At 70.4% G+C, this 19,884-nt stretch carries 20 protein-coding genes; 8 read left to right on the forward strand and 12 right to left on the reverse strand.

Annotated features, from left to right (window positions below):
• Positions 1–13 precede the first annotated feature (13 nt).
• The 6 genes from ACLBWJ_RS15200 (at position 14) to ACLBWJ_RS15225 (ending at position 8,879) form a co-directional block, all read left to right on the forward strand.
• Positions 14–1,375, forward strand: a complete 1,362-nt coding sequence (locus ACLBWJ_RS15200; protein WP_282501453.1) for an extracellular solute-binding protein — start codon at positions 14–16, stop codon at positions 1,373–1,375.
• A gap of 7 nt (positions 1,376–1,382) precedes the next feature.
• Entirely contained in the window at positions 1,383–2,327 is a 945-nt protein-coding gene (locus ACLBWJ_RS15205; protein ID WP_112617506.1) for a carbohydrate ABC transporter permease, read from the forward strand.
• A gap of 1 nt (position 2,328) precedes the next feature.
• Complete coding sequence (locus tag ACLBWJ_RS15210) at positions 2,329–3,180, forward strand: carbohydrate ABC transporter permease (protein ID WP_112617507.1); 852 nt, start codon at positions 2,329–2,331, stop codon at positions 3,178–3,180.
• A 27-nt stretch (positions 3,181–3,207) separates the two neighbouring features.
• Entirely contained in the window at positions 3,208–6,234 is a 3,027-nt protein-coding gene (locus ACLBWJ_RS15215; RefSeq protein WP_447660654.1) for an alpha-mannosidase, read from the forward strand.
• A gap of 121 nt (positions 6,235–6,355) precedes the next feature.
• Positions 6,356–8,152, forward strand: coding sequence for a ribonucleoside triphosphate reductase (locus ACLBWJ_RS15220; protein ID WP_447660655.1), 1,797 nt, complete (start codon positions 6,356–6,358; stop codon positions 8,150–8,152).
• A 10-nt stretch (positions 8,153–8,162) separates the two neighbouring features.
• Complete coding sequence (locus ACLBWJ_RS15225) at positions 8,163–8,879, forward strand: anaerobic ribonucleoside-triphosphate reductase activating protein (protein WP_274179004.1); 717 nt, start codon at positions 8,163–8,165, stop codon at positions 8,877–8,879.
• A 30-nt stretch (positions 8,880–8,909) separates the two neighbouring features.
• Here the strand turns inward: ACLBWJ_RS15225 and ACLBWJ_RS15230 are convergent, their stop codons facing one another.
• From ACLBWJ_RS15230 to ACLBWJ_RS15240, 3 genes are read right to left on the reverse strand one after another with little or no spacing between them, the layout of a single operon-like run.
• Positions 8,910–9,506 (reverse strand): CbiQ family ECF transporter T component, encoded by a 597-nt coding sequence (locus tag ACLBWJ_RS15230; protein ID WP_274179005.1) that lies wholly within the window; start codon positions 9,504–9,506, stop codon positions 8,910–8,912.
• A gap of 25 nt (positions 9,507–9,531) precedes the next feature.
• On the reverse strand, positions 9,532–10,218 hold the full coding sequence (locus ACLBWJ_RS15235) for an energy-coupling factor ABC transporter ATP-binding protein (protein WP_274179006.1): 687 nt from the start codon (positions 10,216–10,218) through the stop codon (positions 9,532–9,534).
• Positions 10,215–10,856: a biotin transporter BioY gene (locus ACLBWJ_RS15240; protein ID WP_274179007.1), complete on the reverse strand. Its 642-nt coding sequence runs from the start codon at positions 10,854–10,856 to the stop codon at positions 10,215–10,217. Before ACLBWJ_RS15240 ends, ACLBWJ_RS15235 begins: the two co-directional genes overlap by 4 nt.
• Positions 10,857–10,907: 51 nt before the next feature.
• On the opposite strand from ACLBWJ_RS15240, the gene ACLBWJ_RS15245 reads away from it, so the two are divergent.
• A complete protein-coding gene (locus tag ACLBWJ_RS15245) occupies positions 10,908–11,555 on the forward strand; it encodes a TetR family transcriptional regulator (protein ID WP_447660656.1) in 648 nt (215 codons plus the stop codon).
• On the opposite strand, the gene ACLBWJ_RS15250 is transcribed toward ACLBWJ_RS15245, so the two are convergent.
• Positions 11,494–11,901 carry a DUF2809 domain-containing protein gene (locus tag ACLBWJ_RS15250; RefSeq protein WP_447660657.1) on the reverse strand — a complete coding sequence of 136 codons (408 nt, stop codon included), beginning with the start codon at positions 11,899–11,901 and terminating at the stop codon, positions 11,494–11,496. The two genes, ACLBWJ_RS15245 and ACLBWJ_RS15250, sit on opposite strands and share 62 nt — an antisense overlap.
• On the reverse strand, positions 11,898–12,788 hold the full coding sequence (locus tag ACLBWJ_RS15255; RefSeq protein ID WP_447660658.1) for an NUDIX domain-containing protein: 891 nt from the start codon (positions 12,786–12,788) through the stop codon (positions 11,898–11,900). Before ACLBWJ_RS15255 ends, ACLBWJ_RS15250 begins: the two co-directional genes overlap by 4 nt.
• A gap of 93 nt (positions 12,789–12,881) precedes the next feature.
• Between ACLBWJ_RS15255 and ACLBWJ_RS15260 the strand changes: the two genes are divergently transcribed.
• Positions 12,882–13,361 carry a GNAT family N-acetyltransferase gene (locus ACLBWJ_RS15260; protein ID WP_274179011.1) on the forward strand — a complete coding sequence of 160 codons (480 nt, stop codon included), beginning with the start codon at positions 12,882–12,884 and terminating at the stop codon, positions 13,359–13,361.
• A 15-nt stretch (positions 13,362–13,376) separates the two neighbouring features.
• On the opposite strand, the gene der is transcribed toward ACLBWJ_RS15260, so the two are convergent.
• Genes der through ACLBWJ_RS15295 form a run of 7 tightly spaced genes read right to left on the reverse strand, consistent with a single transcriptional unit; the run spans position 13,377 to position 19,790 of the window.
• Positions 13,377–14,903 carry a ribosome biogenesis GTPase Der gene (der, locus tag ACLBWJ_RS15265; protein ID WP_112617517.1) on the reverse strand — a complete coding sequence of 509 codons (1,527 nt, stop codon included), beginning with the start codon at positions 14,901–14,903 and terminating at the stop codon, positions 13,377–13,379.
• A complete protein-coding gene (gene cmk / locus ACLBWJ_RS15270; RefSeq protein ID WP_447660659.1) occupies positions 14,903–15,601 on the reverse strand; it encodes a (d)CMP kinase in 699 nt (232 codons plus the stop codon). The genes der and cmk overlap by 1 nt, the downstream gene beginning before the upstream one ends.
• Complete coding sequence (locus ACLBWJ_RS15275) at positions 15,594–16,721, reverse strand: prephenate dehydrogenase (protein ID WP_378719890.1); 1,128 nt, start codon at positions 16,719–16,721, stop codon at positions 15,594–15,596. Before ACLBWJ_RS15275 ends, cmk begins: the two co-directional genes overlap by 8 nt.
• A complete protein-coding gene (locus tag ACLBWJ_RS15280) occupies positions 16,718–17,494 on the reverse strand; it encodes a pseudouridine synthase (RefSeq protein WP_274179014.1) in 777 nt (258 codons plus the stop codon). The genes ACLBWJ_RS15275 and ACLBWJ_RS15280 overlap by 4 nt, the downstream gene beginning before the upstream one ends.
• Positions 17,491–18,084: an SMC-Scp complex subunit ScpB gene (gene scpB / locus ACLBWJ_RS15285; RefSeq protein WP_112617521.1), complete on the reverse strand. Its 594-nt coding sequence runs from the start codon at positions 18,082–18,084 to the stop codon at positions 17,491–17,493. Before scpB ends, ACLBWJ_RS15280 begins: the two co-directional genes overlap by 4 nt.
• Entirely contained in the window at positions 18,074–18,922 is an 849-nt protein-coding gene (locus ACLBWJ_RS15290; protein WP_269268015.1) for a segregation and condensation protein A, read from the reverse strand. The genes scpB and ACLBWJ_RS15290 overlap by 11 nt, the downstream gene beginning before the upstream one ends.
• The gene (locus ACLBWJ_RS15295; RefSeq protein ID WP_404568840.1) at positions 18,906–19,790 is read right to left on the reverse strand and encodes a ParA family protein; all 885 of its coding nucleotides are present in this window, start codon (positions 19,788–19,790) and stop codon (positions 18,906–18,908) included. The genes ACLBWJ_RS15290 and ACLBWJ_RS15295 overlap by 17 nt, the downstream gene beginning before the upstream one ends.
• Between the last annotated feature and the right edge of the window lie 94 nt (positions 19,791–19,884).

A 19,884-nucleotide genomic window follows, 5' to 3' on the forward strand; every position in this document is an offset into this window, starting at 1 on the left:
AGGAGCTTCGACCATGAAGAGACCCATCACGACCGTGGCCGTCGTCGGCATCGCAGCGTTCTCGCTCGCTCTCACGAGCTGCGGCAGCGGCGGCGGGGGCGGAGACGAAGCGTCGTCCGACACGATCCGCGTCGCCTATCAGAAGACGACGTCGTTCACCGCGATGGACGAGCTCATGAAGAAGACGAAGGAGGAGTACGAGGCCGCGCACGAGGGGATGACGGTCGAGCTCGTGCCGATCGAGGCGGAGCAGGACCAGTACTTCACCAAGCTCGCCCTCATGAACGGGTCGGCGGGGACGGCGCCCGATGTGATCTACGAGGACACCTTCCAGATCCGATCGGATGCCGCCGCCGGATACCTGCAGCCGATCGACGACTATCTCGCCGACTGGGACCAGTGGGAGCAGTACGACGACGGCGCCAAGCAGGCCGGGCTCGGCGACGACGGCAAGACGTACGGCGTCTCGCTCGGCACCGACACCCGGGGCCTCTACTTCAACAAGCAGCTGTTCGCGGCGGCGGGGCTTCCCGAGGACTGGGCGCCGGAGAGCTGGGACGACGTGCTCGAGGCTGCGCGCACCATCAAGGAGAGCAACCCCGACGTCATCCCGTTCAACATCTACGCGTCGCAGGCCCTGGGCGAGGCGACGTCGATGCAGGGCTTCGAGATGCTGCTCTACGGCACCGAGGATGAGCTCCTCGACACCGACACGAACAAGTGGGTCACCGGCTCGGCGGGGTTCCTCGACGCACTCGAGTTCTATCAGACGGTCGCGGAGGAGAAGCTCGGCCCCGACCCCGCGCTGGCTCTCGACGCCGGCTGGGGAACCAAAGTCAGCACGGAACTCCTTCCCCAGGGCGGGATCGCCATCGCGCTCGACGGTTCGTGGCTGCCGAGCAACTGGATCGACGGCGAGAACGCCTGGCCGGAGTGGGAGCAGACGATGGGCTTCGCCGCGATGCCGACGCAGGACGGCGGCGGTGACGGCTTCACCTCGATGTCGGGCGGCTGGACGCTCGCGATGGGCGCCAACGCGAAGAACCCGCAGGCTGCCTTCGACTTCATCGCCCAGGCGCTGACGTTCGAGAACGCGCTGATGTACCACCAGGAGGCCGGACAGATCGCCGTGCGCAAGGACGTCGCCGCCAGCCAGGAGTACCTCGACTACAACCCGTCGTTCGAGTTCTTCTCATCGCTCGTGCCGTACACCCACTTCCGGCCGGCGACGCCCGACTACTCGCAGATCTCGGCGAACATCCCGCGCGCGACGGAGTCGATCTTCACCGGTCAGGCGACCCCGCAGGATGCACAGGCCGCGTACGACTCCGCTCTCGTCGGCATCGTCGGCGAGGAGAACACGCAGGCGGGCTGATCCAGCGATGACCGCCACCGCCACCGTCACCACCGGCGGTCGGCACCGCCCGGGCCGGGAGATCACCTCCCGGTCCGGCCGGTCGGCCGGCCGTGCCGCCGCACGACTTCTCCCGCTCCTGCCCGCGGTGCTCCTGCTGCTGGCGTTCATGCTCGGACCGATCGTCTACGCGCTCTACGGGTCACTGACCGACCGCGCCATGACCGGGCCCCGCGCCGCGAACCCGCAGTTCATCGGACTCGACAACTACACGGCCCTGTTCGCCTCGGGAGAGTTCTGGCTCTCGCTCGGGCTCACCGTGGTGTTCGTGCTGGCGTCCGCCGTGATCGGCCAGAACGTCCTCGGGATGCTGCTCGCGGTCCTCATCCGGAACTCGGTGAAGCCGCTGCGTTCGCTCGTCGGCGGACTCGTGGTGCTGGCGTGGGTGCTGCCCGAGATCGTCGCCGCCTTCGCCCTCTACGCCTTCTTCCAGACCGACGGCACCCTCAACACCTTCCTCGGCTGGTTCGGGCTGGAGGGCACGAGCTGGCTGTACTACTTCCCGATGCTGGCGGTGATCCTGGCGAACATCTGGCGCGGCACGGCCTTCTCGATGATGGTCTACAACGCGGCGCTGTCCGAGGTGCCGCCCGAGCTGATCGAGGCCGCGACGATCGACGGCGCCGGCGCCTGGCAGCGCTTCATCCGCGTCACCCTCCCCGTCATCCGGCGGTCGATCTCGACCAATCTGCTGCTGACGACGTTGCAGACGCTCGGCGTGTTCACGCTCATCTGGGTGATGACCGGCGGCGGTCCGGGAACACAGTCGTCGACGCTCCCCGTGCTGGCGTTCCAGGAGGCGTTCAAGTTCGCCCAGGTCGGATACGGCACCGCGATCGCCGTCGTGACGCTCCTGATCGGCGCCGTCTTCTCCGCCGTCTACATCCGCATCCTCAAGCCGGAGGTCGACTGACATGGCCACCATCGCCACCTCGGTCTCGGCACCGCGGAAGCGGGCTCAGACCGTGCTGTCGTCGATCATCCTCGCGGCGATCGGCGTGCTCTTCCTCGTGCCGCTGCTGTGGATCGTCTTCGCTTCCTTCGACGGCGACGCGAAGGTCACGATGAAGGTCCCCGAGACCTGGACCCTCGAGAACTACACGCAGGTGATGACGTGGGAGCTCACGTTCCAGCCTCTCCTGAACTCGATCCTCGTCTCGCTGGGCACCGCCGTCATCACCGTCGTCGTCGGTGTGCTCGCGGCCTACCCGCTGTCGCGCTACGCGATGCGGTTCCAGAAGACGTTCATGTACGCGATCCTCTTCGGCACCGGGCTGCCGATCACCGCGATGATGGTGCCGGTCTACGCGCTGTTCGTCTCGTTCGGGCTGCTCGACTCGGTGTGGGGCGTCATCGTCTTCATGGCCGCGACATCTCTGCCGATGGCGATCTGGATGCTGAAGAACTTCATGGACTCGGTGCCGATCTCTCTCGAAGAGGCCGCCTGGGTCGACGGGGCCGGGTCGATGCAGGCTCTCGCGCGCATCGTCATCCCGCTCATGCGCTCAGGCATCGGCGTCGTGTTCATCTTCGTCTTCACGACCGCCTGGGGGAACTTCTTCGTCCCCTTCGTGCTGCTCTTCACGTCGTCGAAGTTCCCGGCGGCGGTGTCGATCTTCAACTTCTTCGGTCAGTACGGCTCGATCGCCTACGGACAGCTCGCCGCCTACTCGGTGCTCTACGCCGCACCGATGGTGGTGCTGTACGTCCTCGTTCAGCGATTCTCGGGCGGCTCGTTCGCCCTCGCCGGCTCCGTCAAGGGCTGACCCGCTTCCTCCTCGAAAGGCTCCTCCATGCACGACCGCTCCACTCTCGCGCTGCTGCGCATCGACCGATTCGTCCGGGAACGTCTGGCCCCGGCGATCCACCGCGACTCCCGCCCGCTCGCGGTCAGCTGCTGGGAGGCGCCGGCCGAGCCGGTCGCCTTCGACGAGGCCCGCGACGGCGCCTACCGTCCGATCACGGTCGGTGAACCGTGGGGACGCCCGTGGGGGACGACCTGGTTCCGCGTCACGGGCGAGGCGCCGGACGAGTGGTTCGACGGGGGCGAGCCGATCGCCGGGACGCGACCCGAGCTCGTCGTCGACCTCGGATTCACGACCGGACAGGCGGGCTTCCAATGCGAGGCGATGGTGTGGTCGGTCGACGGCCGGCCGCTGCGCGGCATCGCGCCGTTCAACAACGCGGTGACCGAGGCGGTGTCGCCGGGCGGTGAGATCGACGTCTTCGTGGAGGGCGCCTCCAACCCCGACGTCGGGAGCATCTTCACCTTCGCGCCCACACCGGTCGGCGACCGGGCGACCGCCGGGGACGATCCCGTCTACGTGCTGCGGACGGTCGATGTGCGACTGCGCGACCTCGAGGTCACCGCTCTCCTGGACGACACCTCGGCGCTTCGGGGACTTGCGGCGCAGCTCGACCCGGCGTCGGCCCGCCGTGCCGACCTCCTTCTCGCCTTGGAGCGGATGATCGACGTCGTCGACCCGCACGACGTCGCCGGTACCGCCGCCGCGGGCCGCGCCGTCCTCGCTCCCGTGCTGGCCGCGCCGGCCTCGGCGAGCGCACACACCCTGCATGCCGTCGGGCACGCCCATATCGACTCGGCGTGGCTGTGGCCGGTGCGCGAGACGGTGCGGAAGGTCGCTCGCACGTTCTCGAACGTCCTCTCGCTCATGGACGAAGACCCCGACTTCGTCTTCGCCGCGTCGTCGGCGCAGCAGTACGCATGGGTGAAGGAGTACTACCCCGACCTGTTCGAGCGCATCCGCGCGCGTGTGGCGGAGGGCCGGTTCGTGCCGGTCGGCAGCATGTGGGTCGAATCCGACACGAACCTGCCCGGCGCGGAGGCCCTGGCGCGGCAGTTCATCGCGGGCAAAGGCTTCTTCGAGCGCGAGTTCGGCATCGACACCCCCGAGGTGTGGCTTCCCGATTCGTTCGGTTACAGCGGGGCTCTTCCGCAGATCGCGAAGGCCGCGGGCGCCCGCTGGTTCCTCACGCAGAAGATCTCGTGGAACGAGACGAACCGGATGCCGCACCACACCTTCCGGTGGGAAGGCATCGACGGCACCCGCCTTTTCACCCACTTCCCGCCGGTCGACTCGTACAACTCGATCGTGTCGGCAGCCGAGCTCGCGCACGCCGAACGCAACTACGCCGACAAGGGGCGCGGCACGGTGTCGCTGCTCCCCTATGGATTCGGTGACGGCGGGGGCGGCCCCACGCGCGAGATGACGGCGGCGATCGCGCGGACGACCTCGCTGGAGGGCTCACCCCGTGTCGTTCACTCGACACCGCAGCGGTTCTTCGAGACCGCCGAAGCGGAGTACCCCGAGCCCGAGGTCTGGGTCGGCGAGCTCTATCTCGAGTTCCACCGCGGCACCTACACGAGCCAGCTCGCCACGAAGCAGGGCAACCGCCGCAGCGAGCACCTGCTGCGCGAGGCCGAGCTGTGGGCGACGACCGCGGCTGTGCGCACCGGCGCGCCGTATCCCGCCGAGAGGCTCGCGCGGGCGTGGGAGACGGTGCTGCTGCAGCAGTTCCACGACATCCTGCCGGGATCGTCGATCGCCTGGGTCTATCAGGACGCCGAGCGCAACTACGCCGCGGTCGCCCGCGAGCTCGAGGAGATCATCGGCGACGCGTTGACCGCTCTCGCGGGACCGCCCGAGTCGGGCGAGGCCACATCCGAGCTCAGGGTCAACGCCGCGCCGCACGCGCGCGGCGGGGTTCCGGCGCTCGGAGCCGTACCCGTTGCCCCGGCATCCCGCGTGCGCCCCGAACGCTCGCCCGAGGGCTGGGTGCTCGACAACGGCATCGTGCGCGTGGTGATCGACGATCGCGGCCTGATCGTCTCGGCGGTCGATGTGGCGAGTGGTCGCGAGAGTGTGCCGCCGGGCGCGGTATCCGCTCTTCTGCAACTGCACCGCGACACCCCGACGCAGTGGGATGCCTGGGATGTCGACGTGCACTATCGGAACACCGTCACCGACCTCACCGACATCGACGGCCTCGAGCTCGACGGCGACGAGGTCGTCGTCACCCGGTCGTTCGGCTCGTCGCGCGTGGTCGAGCGCATCGGACTCGATGCCGGGTCGCGCACCCTGTCGCTCGGGTTCGAACTCGACTGGCACGAGACGCAGAAACTGCTCAAGCTCGCGTTCCCCGTCGACGTGCACACCGACAGCGCGACCTCGGAGGTGCAGTTCGGCCACATCGAGCGGAAGACCCACACCAACACGTCATGGGATGCTGCTCGCTTCGAGACCGTTGCGCAGCGGTGGGTGCGCGTGGGCGAACCCGGCTTCGGCGTCGCGGTCGTGAACGACTCGACGTACGGTCACGACATCACGCGAGCCGAGCGCTCGGTCGGCGGCGGCACGGTCTCGGTCGTCCGACTGTCGCTCATCCGGTCGGCGCTGTTCCCCGATCCCACGCAGGATCAGGGCGCGTATGCACTGCGCGTCGGCCTGGTCGTCGGCGCGGACGTCGAGGATGCCGTCGTCGAGGGCTATCGGCTGAATCTGCCCGAACGGGTGGTGAGGGGGACCGCATCCGCGATCGAGCCGATCGTGACGGTGGCTGATCCGGGGGTCGTCGTCGAGGCGGTCAAGCTCGCCGAGGACGGCTCGGGCGACGTGGTCGTGCGGCTGTACGAGGCGCTCGGCCGCCGCGTCGACACCGTCGTGCACCCCGGCTTCGACGCCCGCGCGGTGACCCAGACCGATCTGCTCGAGCGCGAGGTCGCGGCATCCGCTCTGTCCGGCGATACCGCGCTGTCCCTCCGCCCGTTCGAGATCGTGACCCTTCGCTTCGCCCGCTGACGGCTGACGCGCGTGGTGCGCCGGGATTTGTTCCGGCGCGCCACGCGGATCAGGCACATCATGTAGTGGCTGAATCGAGACCCGACCCCCATATCTGGGGAATCTCGACGAAGGAGCTCACATGACCGCGCGATCCATCTCCGTCCAGGCGACCGTGGAGGAGTACCTCGAGAGACGCGACTGGCGCGTCAACGCGAACGCGAATCAGGGCTACAGCCTCGGCGGGCTCATCCTCAACGCGTCTGGCAAGCTGATCGCCAACTACTGGCTCGACGAGGTCTACGCGCCCGAGGCCGGAGCCGCGCACCGCGACGGCGACATCCACATCCACGATCTCGACGTGTTCGCCGGCTACTGCGCCGGGTGGTCGCTGCGCCAGCTCCTCGAGCAGGGGTTCAACGGGGTTCCGGGCGCGATCTCGTCGGCCCCGCCGAAGCACTTCTCGAGCGCCCTCGGCCAGATCGTCAACTTCCTCGGCACCCTTCAGAACGAGTGGGCCGGAGCGCAGGCGTTCAGCTCGTTCGACACCTATCTCGCACCCTTCGTGCGGCTCGACGGGCTCGACGAGCGAGCCGTGCGCCAGGGCATCCAGGAGCTCGTCTTCAACCTCAACGTCCCCTCGCGATGGGGCACCCAGACCCCGTTCACCAACCTGACCTTCGACTGGACCTGCCCCGACGACCTCGCCGACCAGCGCCCGCTCGTCGGCGGGCGCCTCGCCGACTTCACGTACGGCGATCTCGCGCCCGAGATGGCGATGATCAACCGCGCGTTCCTGTCGGTGATGACCGAGGGCGACGCCGACGGCCGGGCGTTCACCTTCCCCATCCCGACCTACAACATCACGAAGGACTTCGACTGGGACTCCCCCGAGGCCGACGCGCTGTTCCGGATGACGGCGAAGTACGGCCTGCCCTACTTCCAGAACTTCGTGAACTCCGACCTCGACCCCGGAATGATCCGCTCGATGTGCTGCCGCCTGCAGCTCGACCTCACGGAGCTCCTCAAGCGCGGCAACGGGCTGTTCGGCTCGGCCGAGCAGACCGGGTCGGTCGGGGTCGTCACGATCAACTGCGCGCGGCTCGGATTCGTGCACGCCGGCGACCGCGCGGGCCTGTACGCGCAGCTCGACCGGCTGCTGGAGATCGCGCGCGACAGCCTCGAGGCCAAGCGCACCGTCATCGGACGCAACCTCGACGCGGGCCTGTTCCCCTACAGCCGGCGCTACCTCGGCACCCTGGACAACCACTTCTCGACGATCGGCGTGAACGGGCTGAACGAGGCGGTGCGCAACTTCTCGGGCGACACGGATGACATCACGACCGAGGAGGGGATGCGGTTCGCCGCAGACCTGCTCGATCACGTGCGCGTACGCATGGTGGAGTTCCAGGAGCAGACCGGGCACCTCTACAACCTCGAGGCCACCCCGGCCGAGTCGGCGACCTACCGCTTCGCCCGCGCCGATATCGCGCGCTTCGCGGGCATCCGTCACGCCGGCACGACCGCCAACCCGTACTACACGAACTCGTCGCAGCTGCCGGTCGCGTTCACCGACGACCCATTCCTCGCGATGGAGCTCCAGGAGGGACTGCAGCAGAGGTACACCGGCGGCACCGTCCTGCACCTCTACATGGGCGAGGCCGCACCGACGGCGGCGGCGTGCAAGACCCTCGTCCGCCGTTCGCTCGAGCGGTTCCGCATCCCGTACATCACGATCACCCCCACGTTCTCGATCTGCCCCCAGCACGGGTACCTCTCGGGCGACCACGCGACGTGCCCTCAGTGCCTCGCCGAGTGCGAGGTCTGGACGCGGGTGATGGGCTACTTCCGCCCGGTCTCGTCGTTCAACATCGGCAAGAGAGGCGAGGCCGCCGAGCGTGTGGCGTTCTCGTACGAACGCGCCGCGGCGGTCGTGTGACGTGTCCGCTGTGGCGGGTCGCAGCGCTTCCGGGCTGCGCATCGCGGGACTCTCGCGGTTCTCGACGGTCGATTGGCCGGGGCACCTCGTGGCGACGGTGTTCCTGCAGGGGTGCCCGTGGGACTGCACCTACTGCCACAACCCCGATCTGATCGATCCGCGGACAAGCGGGGTGATGCCGTGGGCGGACGTCGCCGCCTTCCTCGGCGAGCGCCGCGGCCTGCTCGACGGGGTGGTCTTCTCGGGCGGTGAGCCGACGATGCAACGCGCCCTCCCCGACGCGATCGCACGGACCCGCGAACTCGGGTTCGACGTCGGACTGCATACGGGCGGCGCCTACCCGGACCTGCTCGAAGCCGTGCTGCCGGCCCTGTCGTGGATCGGCCTCGATATGAAAGCGGGGGCCGACGACTACGCCGGCGTGACGGGCCGGGGTCCGAGCGGACGCGCCGCACTGCGCTCGCTCGACCTCGTGGTCGCCGCTCAGCGCGAGCGCGCCGCCTCGCCGCATCCGCTCGATGTCGAGGTCCGCACGACCGTGCATCCCGACCTCATCGACGACGCCCGGCTCGGCGATCTCGGCGAGCTGCTGGCCGACCGCGGGGTGCGGCGGTGGGCGATCCAGCGATTCCGTGCGGCGGGCAGCCGGTGCGGCACGCCGGTCGCCGCCCCGCTGCGGCTCGACCGCGTGCCGCGAGAACGGTTCGAGCGCGTCGACGTGAGATGAGGCGCCGCGGTTGCGCGAACTCGGCACGAGTCAGCGCACGCCCCGCGCGGTGAGAGCGTCGCCGAGGTCGTCGGCGTGTTTCAGTGCCAGGACGATGAACGCCAGCGCGGAGGAACGGATGCCGCCTCCCGCGCCCCGCGCGCGGTGCGCGTCTCGCACCTCGCCTGCCAGGCGCGCGAGCGTCGGCACGGAGCCGAGCGCGACGACGAGGAGGAGGGAGATGCGCTCGGGGTCGGCGCCGATCGCCCGGGCGGGACGGAGGGCACGCTCGAAGAGGTCGAGCAGCGCGGCAACCGGCGTCGTCAGCGCCAGCAGGGCGGCGAGCAGGATCGCGGCCAGGATGCGCACGGTTCCGACCACGGCGGACTCGAGCCCCAGGAAGATGAGCTGGCCGGCGAGCGCGATGATCACGAGCCACCGCAGCGCCCGGATCTGTCGGACCAGCTCGCGCCAGCCCGTTCCGGGGACGGCGTAGCAGGCGAGGCACAGGGCGGCCGCACCGGCCGCAGTCGCCGGTGCAGCCGGGAGCAGCGACACCGTCATCACCAGGCCGAGGAGGAGCAGGGTCTTCGGCCCCGCCGGGAGCCGGTGCCACCCCCGCGCATCCGGACGATAGAGGGTCAGCATCGTGCCGCACCCGCCTCGGTAGACGTCATCGCCAGGTCCTCGCGTATGAATCGACGACCTCGGCCGCGTTTCCCACGTCGACGATGCGTCCCGCGGTGACGTGCACGCCGACCTCGCACCGCCGCGCGAGATCGAGGTCGTGGGTCACGAGCAGCAGTCGGTGGCCGGTGTCGCCGAGAAGATGACCGGCGATGCGGGCGGCGTTCCGCCCGTCGAGGAACGCGGTCGGCTCGTCCGCGACGACGAGCTCGGGGTCGCGGACGAAGGCTCCGCACAGGGCGAGCAACTGCTTCTGCCCGCCCGACAGCTCGTGCGCGGGGTGGTCACGGAGATCGGTCAGGTCGAACCGATCGAGCGCCCGGTCGACCCGTGCAACGCGGTCGGCGCGCGAGCCGCGATCGCCGCGAAGCGAGAAGGCGACGTCCTCGGCGACCGTGGGCATGACGATCTGCGCGTCCGGGTTGCTGAAGACGATCGCGACGCGGCGCCGCAGCTCGGCCGCATCCCGGACCGGGTCGCAGCCGAGCACCCGGACGGCTCCCGAGGTCGGCCGCACGAGTCCGCCGATGAGTCGGGCGAGCGTCGACTTGCCCGAACCGTTGTCGCCGACCACCGCGATCGTGCGCGCGTCGAGGCCGAGGGTGAGGGGTTCCAGCACCTGCACGTCCCCGAGGCGGACGGCCGCGGCCTCGAGACGGATGCCGACCGTCATGCCGGGGCGGCGGTCCGGGTCGGCGCATCATCGCCGGCCCGGGTGCTCGCACGCGGCGCCCACGTGCGCCGGAAGGCGCGAGGGTAGCCGCGCACGAGTGCTCCGACCACGAGCGTCGCGACGACGACCTTGACGATGTCGCCCGGGACGAAAGCGAGGTTCGCCAGCGCCGCCTGCTCGAGCGGCAGGCGCAGGACGAGGCTCTGGACCGGGATGCCGCACGCATACACGACGAGCACCCCGCCGATGAGGAGCCCGGCCGCGGTGCGCCACCACACGGGTCGCCGCCCGCCGGCGTGGACGATCAGCCCCACCACCACGGCGCCGACGAGCCAGCCGACGAGGTAGCCCGCCGTCGGGCCGGCGAAGACCGCGAGCCCGCCGCGGCCGCCCGCGAGGAGCGGAAGCCCCACGGCGACGAGAGCGAGGAAGGTGCCCACCGAGGCCGCGCCGACGACGGGCCCGAGAACGGCGCCGGCGAGCATCACGCCGAGGGTCTGCGCTGTGATCGGCACACCCCCGAACAGCGGGAACGAGCCGGGCAGCCCGAGCACGGCGATGAGGGCCGCGAACACCGCGGCGCGGGCGAGGTCGGTCGCATCGAGCGCGGCGCGCGACGCGGGGATCGACGGGGTCATGGCTCCTCCTGAACACCGTTCACGTGAACGGCGTTCAGGTAGAGTAGCGCCATGATCGCCGACGATTCAAACCGCGGAGGTCGCGCGCCCCGACGCTCGAGGGACGACGTGGTCGACGCCGCCCTCGAGCTGCTCGACCGGGTCGGCCTGCCCGATCTGTCGATGCGGCGCCTCGCCGAGCATCTCGGCGTGCAGCCGAGTGCCTTGTACTGGCACGTCGAGAACAAGCAGCAGCTGCTCGCGGCCGTGAGCGCGCGCATCCTCCGTCCGGTCAGCGCAGATGACGAGGCCGGCACGAGCCTCGACGTCGCCGCCCGAGAGGTCGCCGTGCGCCTGCACGACAGCCTGCTCGCCTACCGCGACGGGGCCGAGGTCGTCTCCAGCTCGCTCGCGCTCGGGCTCGTCGAGCCACCCGTGCACGCGCGGCTCCGGGCCGTCGCACTCGAGCGCGGCGAGTCGGCTTCTCTCGCCGACACGATCGCCGACACCGTCACCCATTTCGTCGTCGGTTTCACCTTCCACCAGCAGCAGCGCCGCAGCGCCGACGCGTGGGGCGCGGCCTCGGGCGACGTCGCCGCCTCGCCCGCGCGCATCGCCGCCGGCGACGATGACGGCTTCACCGCGGCGCTCGACCTGATCATCGCGGGGGCGACGACGGTGCTCGCCGGCGGCGCCACACAGCATCCAGCGCCCCGGTGATGACGATCGTCACGACGTAGACGAGCAGGTCGCGCGCGTCGAACACCGTCCCGAGCACCAGGACCGCCGGCGGGAAGACGGTGGCCGCCCGCGCGGGCAGATCGCTCAGCTGCAACAGCTCGACGGCGATGCACCAGATGCCGGCGACCGCCGCGACGACGACGGTTGCGGCACCGGGTGCGACGGCGACGACGAGAGCGTAGATCAACACGGCGTAGAGCGCGTCACCGGCGATGTCGGTCGCGGCGGTGTCGGGCAGGATGCCGTGGACCACGAGCCCTGCCGCGACGACAGCGACGGCCAGCGCGGCCGCGCCCCAGCGCCGGGCTGCGCGGCCGGTGGTCACAGCCGGTCGCGGAGCCACGACGTCGAGACCGCCCGGGCCCCCACCGCCGCGACGCGAGCGCGCAGCTCGCGATCCGACGTCACGACGCTGACCCGCTCACCCGCGGCCACGGCGGCGGTGGTCGCGTCGACGATCGCATCGTCACCGGCGGCCGGTGCGCGAGCGAGCTCGACCCCCGCGGGGGCGGTGACGTCGCGCGCCTGCCCCTCGACGACGGCGACCACGCGCGGGAACCAGATGTCTTCGGGGAGCTCCAGGTCCGCGGCATCCATTCCCCGCTCGGCCAACGCCGCCACCTGGGCGAGCAGCCGCTCGGCGGCACCGGCCCGATCGCGCCACCAGCCGTCGGGGACCGAACCGACCACGTTCGCGACGTCGACGATGACGGTCGGGCGTAGCGAGAGCAGGCCGCGCAGCCGGGGCCAGGATGCCGCGAACCCGGGATGCAGCGGGAAGGACTCGACCTCATCGATGGGAACCCACGCGAGCTCGCGACTCTCGGGATCGCTGATGACCGGGTGGAAGGGCGTCGTGACGTCGGCCACGAGGGTGCCGTAGGTCCACACGCCGACATCCAGCACGGACAGGAACCGCGGAGCAACGGCGTCCGCGGGAACGCCGGCCTCTTCGGCCGACTCGCGCAATGCTCCGTCGCGCGCGGACTCCCCCGCGTGACGCGCGCCGCCGGGAAGACCCCAGGTGTCGCCGAAGTGGCTCCACGACACCCGATGCTGCAGCAGCACGCCCCGCTCCGGATCGATGGCCAGCAGGCCCGCGGCACCGAAGCGCCCCCAGTAACGCTCGCCCGACGGCCCCACGACCCACGCGTCGCCGGGATCGCGCGGGCCGTGCGGCGGGCGCGGGGCGGCGGCGGGATCGTCGGTCATCCTCACAGCCTGACACAGCCGCGGTCCGCGGGCCCGTGATTGGCATCGTGTTACCAGCCGGGTCTCCCCGGTGCTGCAGCGCACAATGGGGACGTGGAGTACGAGATCGATGACTCACCCGCCCGCATCCAGCGTGACGTCGTATGGCGCTGGCTCTCGTCCGAGGCCTACTGGGGCCGCTGGCGCGAGCGCTCCGTGCTCGAGGCGCAGCTCGACGCGGCCTGGCGGGTCGTCGGGGCCTATCGCGCCGACACCGGAGAACAGATCGGCTTCGCCCGCGCGGCATCCGATGGCGCGAGCTTCGCTTATCTCGCCGATGTCTTCGTCGTCGCCGAGCACCAGGGCGCGGGCGTCGCGCACCGCATCCTCCGGCGCATGATCGACGAGGGCCCCGGGCACGACTTCCGCTGGACGCTGTTCACGCGCGACGCGCACAGCCTCTACGCCGAATTCGGCTTCGAGACCCCCGACGAGACCGCGATGGTGCGTCGCGCGTCACCCGCCCCGCCAAGCGCTTCACCTGGCAATTCGCGCCCCCAAAACTCGTGCGAGGGGGCGCGGACTGCCAGGTGAAGGGTACTCGAACGGTCAGCGCTGGCGCTTCTCCCGCACCCGCATGTTCGTCACGATCGGCGTGCCCTCGAAGCCGAAGATCTCGCGCAGCCGTCGCTGGATGAACCGGCGGTAGCCCGGGTCGAGGAACCCGGTCGTGAACAGCACGAATGTCGGCGGACGCGTCGACGCCTGGGTCCCGAACAGGATGCGGGGCTGCTTGCCGCCGCGCAGCGGGTGCGGGTGCTCAGCGACGAGCTCGGCGAGGAACGCGTTGAACTTGCCCGTCGGGATGCGCTGGTCCCACGACTGCAGCGCGGTCTCGAGAGCGGGAACCAGCTTGTCGAGGTGACGACCGGTACGGGCCGAGAGGTTGACGCGCGGCGCCCACGTGACGTGCGCGAGGTCCTGCTCGATCTCGCGCTCGAGGTAGCGGCGACGGTCGGCGTTGTCCATGTCGGCGTCGTTGAGGCGGTCCCACTTGTTGAACGCGAGCACGAGCGCTCGACCGGACTCGAGCACGAGGTCGATGATGTTGAGGTCCTGCACGCTGATCGACTCGGTCACGTCGAGCACGACGACGGCGACCTCGGCCTTCTCGAGAGCCGCTGACGTGCGCAGCGACGCGTAGAAGTCCGCACCCTGCTGCAGGTGCACCCGTCGACGGATGCCGGCCGTGTCGACGAGTCGCCACAGCTTGCCGCCGAGTTCGACGACCTCGTCGACGGGGTCGCGGGTCGTGCCCGCGAGGTCGTTCACGACGACGCGCTCCTCGCCCGCGGCCTTGTTGAGCAGCGACGACTTCCCGACGTTCGGGCGCCCCAGGATCGCGACGCGACGCGGTCCGCCCAGCTCGTTCTTCGCGACGGCCGAGACCTCGGGGAGCACCTTCATGATCTCGTCGAGAAGATCCGCGACTCCACGCCCGTGGATGGCCGAAACGGGGTGCGGCTCGCCCAGGCCGAGGTTCCACAGCGCCGCAGCCTCGGGCTCCTGGCGCGCGTCATCGATCTTGTTCGCGATGAGGAAGACCGGCTTGTCGCTCTTGCGCAGCAGACGGACGACGGCCTCGTCGGTGGCGGTGGCCCCGACCATCGCGTCGACGACGAACAGCACGACATCCGCGAGGTCGATCGCGACCTCGGCCTGCGCGGCCACCGAACGGTCGATGCCGCGGGCGTCGGGCTCCCACCCGCCGGTGTCGACGAGGGTGAAACGGCGGTCCATCCACTCGGCCTTGTAGCTGACGCGGTCACGCGTGACACCCGGGGTGTCCTCGACGACGGCTTCGCGCCGACCCAGGATGCGGTTGACCAGCGCCGACTTCCCGACGTTCGGACGCCCGACGATGGCGACCACCGGCAGCGCCGGGAGCACCTCGACGACCTCGCCACCCGCGGTGAGGCCTGCGAGCAGGTCAGCATCCTCATCATCGAGCTCGTAGTCGGCGAGGGTCGCCCGCAGCGCGGCGGCCCGCTGGTCGGCGAGCTCCTCGTCGAGGTTCGCGAGCTTCTCCTCGAGCTGGTCGGGACCGCCCTGATATTCGTCTTCGGTCGTAGCCATCAGTTCTCTCCTGTCGCGGTGCGAACGACGTCGATGACGGCGTCCACGGTCCGATCGAAGTCCAATTCGGTCGAGTCGACCACCACGACGCCGGGCGCCGCGGTGAGGAAGTCGACGACCTTCGAGTCCGACGCGTCACGCCGGTGGAGCGCCTCGGCGACAGCCGCGGCATCCTCCCCCGTGAGCTCGGCGCTGCGGCGCGCGGCGCGCACCTCGGGGCTGGCGGTCAGCAGGATGCGCACGGGCGCATCGGGGAAGACCACGGTGGTGATGTCCCGCCCCTCGACGATGACACCGGCCGATCCGGATGCCGCGACGAGCGCCCGGAACAGGACGTTCACGCGCTCGCGCACCTCGGGCACGCGTGCGACGCCGCTGACGGCCGCCGAGACGCGGGGCTCGCGGATCTCATCGGTGACGAAGACGTCGCCGACGCGGACCCAGTGGTCATCGGGGTCGAGCGAGATCGCGTAGTCGAAACCGTCGAGGGCGCGCACCACGGCGTCCGCGTCGGCGGTGTCGTCATCGCGCTCGAGCACGCGCCACGCCAGGGCACGGTAGGCGGCGCCGGTGTCGAGGAAGCCGTAGCCGAGCACGCGGGCCGCCTGCTTCGACACGCTCGACTTGCCGCTGCCGGCGGGACCGTCGATCGCGACGGTCACCGGGAACGATTGAGGCACCGGAGACGACTCAGGCATGGGGAACACTCGCGATCTTCCAGCCGCGCTTCTCGAGCCCGGCGACGGCTTCATGGACGGCGCTGGGGACGACGCTCAGCTCGGCCAGCCCGAACTGCGCGCCCGGGGAGTGCTCGAGGCGGAGGTCCTCGATGTTCACCCCGAGCTCGCCGAGGTCGCCGAACAGGCGCCCGAGCTGACCCGCGGTGTCGTCGACGCGCACGACGATCTGCTCGAACCGGCGGTTCTGGCCGTGCTTACCGGGCAGGCGCTCGACGCCCTCATTGCCACGACGGATGGTGTCGGCGAGCGCGCGGCGGGCACCGGGGGCCGCCGGGTCGCGCAGCGCGTCGGCCACTGCACGCAGGTCGCCCGCCAGCTCATCGAGCACGGCGACGACGGGGGCCGCGTTCGCGCCGAGGATCTGCACCCACAGTTCGGGAGCGGATGCCGCGATACGCGTCGTGTCGCGCACGCCCTGACCGGTCAAGCGCAGGGATCCCTCGGGAGCCGCGACGAAGCGTCCGGCGAGGAGGCTCGCCACCAGCTGCGGGACGTGCGAGGTGAGGGCGACCGCTTCGTCGTGCTCCTGCGGCGTCATCTCGAGCGGCATCGCGCCGAGGTCGAGCGCGAGCCCTTCGACGACCGCGAGATCGGAGGCGCGCGTCTCATCGTCACGGCATACGACCCACGGGCGACCGATGAAGATGTCCGCGCGCGCCGAGATCGCGCCGCCCCGCTCGCGGCCGGCGAGCGGGTGCGAGCCGATGTAGTGGGTGAGGTCGACCCCGCGCTTGCGCAGCTCGAGGTAGGGCTCGAGCTTGACGCTCGCGACATCCGTCACGACGACGCCGGGGTGGGCGCGCAGCTCGCGCTCGATCACATCCGCCGTGACGTCGGGCGGCACCGCGACCACGATGAGGACGGGGCGGTCGTCCGGGGCCGCGAGCCGGCCCGCGCCGTAGTCGACGGCGAGCCGCAGCTGAGCGGGCGAAGCGTCGTCGAGGACGACGTCGACGCCGAGCAGACGCAGGGCGTGACCGATGCTCGAGCCGAGCAGGCCCGCGCCGACGATGCGCACGGTGCCGGCCGTGCGCGCGGCACGGCCGGGGCGCACGGGATCGAGCGAGGAATCGGTCACGGGTTCTCCGGAGAAGTCGGGTGCTCGGGGGCACCGTCGGCGCTGCGCGAGAGCGTCAGCAGCGCACCGCGTTCCACTGTAGTCAACTCCCGGGCGCGTCCCGCCGGGAGGGTTCCCAGGTGAAGCGGCCCGAACTGTCGCCGCACGAGCTCGAGAACCGGATGCCCGACCTCGGCCATCATGCGCCGCACGATGCGATTGCGGCCCGAGTGGAGCGTCAGCTCGACGAGGCTCGTCTCACCCGACGTGTCGAGCAGCCGCGCCTTGTCGGCCGCGATCGGGCCGTCGTCGAGCTCGACGCCTTTCGTCAGCCGTGCGATCGTCTGCGGGGTCACGCGCCCGCGCACCTTCGCGATGTACACCTTCGTCACCCCGAACGAGGGGTGGGCCAGGACGTGGGCGAGCTCGCCGTCGTTCGTGAGCACGAGCAGACCGCTGGTCTCGGCATCCAGGCGGCCGACGTTGTACAGGCGCTCGTCCCAGTCCTTCGTGAACCGGCGCAGGTCGGCGCGGCCCTTCTCGTCCTTCATCGAGCTGACGACACCCGTCGGCTTGTTGAGCATGACGTAGCGCTTCGTCGTGTCGAGCTGCACGGCCGTGCCGTCGACGTCGACCCTGTCGGCAGCCGGGTCGATGCGGCTGCCGAGCTCGGTCACGACGACGCCGTTGACCCGGACGCGTCCCTCGACGATCAGCTGCTCGCACACGCGGCGCGACGCCACCCCGGCATTGGCCAGGACCTTCTGCAGGCGTACCCCTTCGGCATCCGTCATCGCGTCGCCTCTCCTTCGAAACCGTCGGCGCCGTCGTCGAGCAACGGCGAAATGGGCGGCAGCTCGTCGAGCGAGTTGATGCCGAGGTTGACCAGCAGCGCGTCGGTCGTGCCGTACAGGATGGCACCGGTCTCGGGGTCGTGACCGACCTCCGTCACCAGCCCGCGCGAGAGCAGGGTGCGCACGACCGAGTCGACGTTGACGGCGCGGATCGACGCCACCTGACTGCGCGACACCGGCTGCTTGTACGCGATGACCGCGAGGGTCTCGAGGGCTGCCTGCGAGAGCCGCGACGGCGCCTGCGTGTTGACGAACTCGCTCACGAGGGCGTCGTGCTCCGCTCGCACGTACATCCGCCACCCGCCGCCCACTTCGCGCAGCTCGAAGCCGCGACGCGGCCCGCCCGTCTCGCCGTCGTAATCGGCGACGAGCCCGGCGACCGCCTGCCGCACGGCTGCGACGGGCGCCCCGACGGCGGCGGCGAGGGAGACGAGGCTCTGCGGCTCGTCGACGATCAGCAGAACCGCCTCGAGCCGCCGCGCGACGTCCGCGATCGGGTTGGCCACGGTCGGTGTCGGGTCATCGGTCATAGTCGGCTCCCAGGGTGGCGAGGTTCTCCTCGGACCAGCGCTCCGCGGTCCAGCGCAGCGTCAGCTCGCCGAGCGGCTCGAGCTGCTCGAACGACAGCGCCGCGTGACGGTAGAGCTCGAGCACGGCGAGGAAACGGGCCACGACGACGCCGGGCTGCGCGACCCCGGCGACGAGTTCACGGAAGTTCAGGGTACCCGCGCCGCGCAGCAGCGTCACGACGATGGCCGCCTGCTCGCGGATCGACACGAGCGGAGCGTGCAAGTGGTCGAGCCCCACGACGGGGATCTCCTTCGGAGCGAACGCGAGCATCGCCAGTGCCGCGAAGTCGTCGGGGGTCAGCGTCCACACGAGCTCCGGCGCGGCCGCGCGGTACTTCTCGTCGAGGCGAACCGACCGGGTGTGACGACGGTCCTCGGCGACGACCCGCTCGGCGAACCAGCCGGCGACCTGCTTGAACGCGCGGTACTGCAGCAGACGGGCGAACAGCAGGTCGCGCGCTTCGAGCAGCGCCACCGACTCGGCGTCGATGAGCTCGCCCTGCGGCAGGAGCCCGGCGACCTTCATGTCCAGCAGCGTCGCGGCGACGACGAGGAACTCCGAGGCGGCGTCGAGCTCTGCGGGCTCGAGCCCGCGCAGGTAGCCGATGAACTCATCGGTGACCTTGCTGAGCGACACCTCGGTGATGTCGAGCTCGTGCTTGCCGATGAGGTTCAGCAGCAGGTCGAAGGGGCCGTCGAAGTTCGTCAGCGAGACCCGGAAGCCCGGACCGTTCGGATCGCCCGCGTCGGGTTCGGCCGGCCCGGCCGCATCGACGATCCCGTCAGGCGACGGCGCCACGGGCGACGAGCTCCCGCGCGAGACGCAGGTAGGCCTGCGCGGCCTGATGCTCCGGCGCGAAGGTGATGATCGGGACCCCCGCGACCGACGCATCGGGGAACTTCACGGTGCGCCCGATGACCGTCTCTAGCACGTCGTCGCCGAAGGCCTCCACGACGCGTTCGAGCACCTCGCGCGAGTGGAGGGTGCGCGGGTCGTACATCGTGGCGAGGACGCCGTCGAGCTCGATGGACGGGTTCAGCCGGTCGCGCACCTTGTCGATCGTCTCGATCAGCAGCGCGACGCCGCGCAGCGCGAAGAACTCGCACTCGAGCGGGATGAGCACGCCGTGGCTCGCTGTCAGCGCGTTGACCGTGAGCAGCCCGAGCGAGGGCTGGCAGTCGACGAGGATGACGTCGTACTCGGACGAGACCCCGCGCAGCACGCGCGCCAGGATCGTCTCGCGGGCGACCTCGTTGACGAGGTGCACCTCGGCCGCCGAGAGGTCGATGTTCGCGGGGATGACGTCGAGCCCGGGCACAGACGTCTCGACGATGACCTCGTGAGGGTCGCGCTTGGTGTCGAGCAGCAGGTCGTAGATCGTCGGCACGTCGTGCGTCGCGATTCCGAGGCCCGCCGACAGCGCCCCCTGCGGGTCGAAGTCGACGGCGAGCACTCTGCGACCGTACTCGGCGAGCGCGGCGGCGAGGTTGATCGTCGTCGTGGTCTTGCCGACGCCGCCCTTCTGGTTGCAGAGGGCGATGATGCGGGCCGGGCCGTGACCATCGAGCTTCGGCGGGGTCGGGAAACCTCGGTATGGCCGACCGGTGGGTCCGATCGGGGTGTCCTCCGTGGGGGCCTTCCCGGCCTTCCGCGACTTGTCCGTCACCGAGACTCCTGCTTTCCGTAGCGTGCGATCGATTCTCGCACAGGCACCCGGCGTGAGCCGATACGTTCGTCGGACGCGCGGGGCAGAAGTGGCC

Source organism: Microbacterium sp. M4A5_1d (assembly GCF_053345465.1).

What these genes read in the sequence shown, in the direction of transcription:
- ACLBWJ_RS15200 (WP_282501453.1), top strand. Translation starts at nt 14, where the DNA reads ATGAAGAGACCCATCACGACCGTGGCCGTCGTCGGCATCGCAGCGTTC.
- ACLBWJ_RS15205 (WP_112617506.1), top strand. Translation starts at nt 1,383, where the DNA reads ATGACCGCCACCGCCACCGTCACCACCGGCGGTCGGCACCGCCCGGGC.
- ACLBWJ_RS15210 (WP_112617507.1), top strand. Translation starts at nt 2,329, where the DNA reads ATGGCCACCATCGCCACCTCGGTCTCGGCACCGCGGAAGCGGGCTCAG.
- ACLBWJ_RS15215 (WP_447660654.1), top strand. Translation starts at nt 3,208, where the DNA reads ATGCACGACCGCTCCACTCTCGCGCTGCTGCGCATCGACCGATTCGTC.
- ACLBWJ_RS15220 (WP_447660655.1), top strand. Translation starts at nt 6,356, where the DNA reads ATGACCGCGCGATCCATCTCCGTCCAGGCGACCGTGGAGGAGTACCTC.
- ACLBWJ_RS15230 (WP_274179005.1), bottom strand. Translation starts at nt 9,506, where the DNA reads ATGCTGACCCTCTATCGTCCGGATGCGCGGGGGTGGCACCGGCTCCCG.
- ACLBWJ_RS15235 (WP_274179006.1), bottom strand. Translation starts at nt 10,218, where the DNA reads ATGACGGTCGGCATCCGTCTCGAGGCCGCGGCCGTCCGCCTCGGGGAC.
- ACLBWJ_RS15240 (WP_274179007.1), bottom strand. Translation starts at nt 10,856, where the DNA reads ATGACCCCGTCGATCCCCGCGTCGCGCGCCGCGCTCGATGCGACCGAC.
- ACLBWJ_RS15245 (WP_447660656.1), top strand. Translation starts at nt 10,908, where the DNA reads ATGATCGCCGACGATTCAAACCGCGGAGGTCGCGCGCCCCGACGCTCG.
- ACLBWJ_RS15255 (WP_447660658.1), bottom strand. Translation starts at nt 12,788, where the DNA reads ATGACCGACGATCCCGCCGCCGCCCCGCGCCCGCCGCACGGCCCGCGC.
- der (WP_112617517.1), bottom strand. Translation starts at nt 14,903, where the DNA reads ATGGCTACGACCGAAGACGAATATCAGGGCGGTCCCGACCAGCTCGAG.
- cmk (WP_447660659.1), bottom strand. Translation starts at nt 15,601, where the DNA reads ATGCCTGAGTCGTCTCCGGTGCCTCAATCGTTCCCGGTGACCGTCGCG.
- ACLBWJ_RS15280 (WP_274179014.1), bottom strand. Translation starts at nt 17,494, where the DNA reads ATGACGGATGCCGAAGGGGTACGCCTGCAGAAGGTCCTGGCCAATGCC.
- scpB (WP_112617521.1), bottom strand. Translation starts at nt 18,084, where the DNA reads ATGACCGATGACCCGACACCGACCGTGGCCAACCCGATCGCGGACGTC.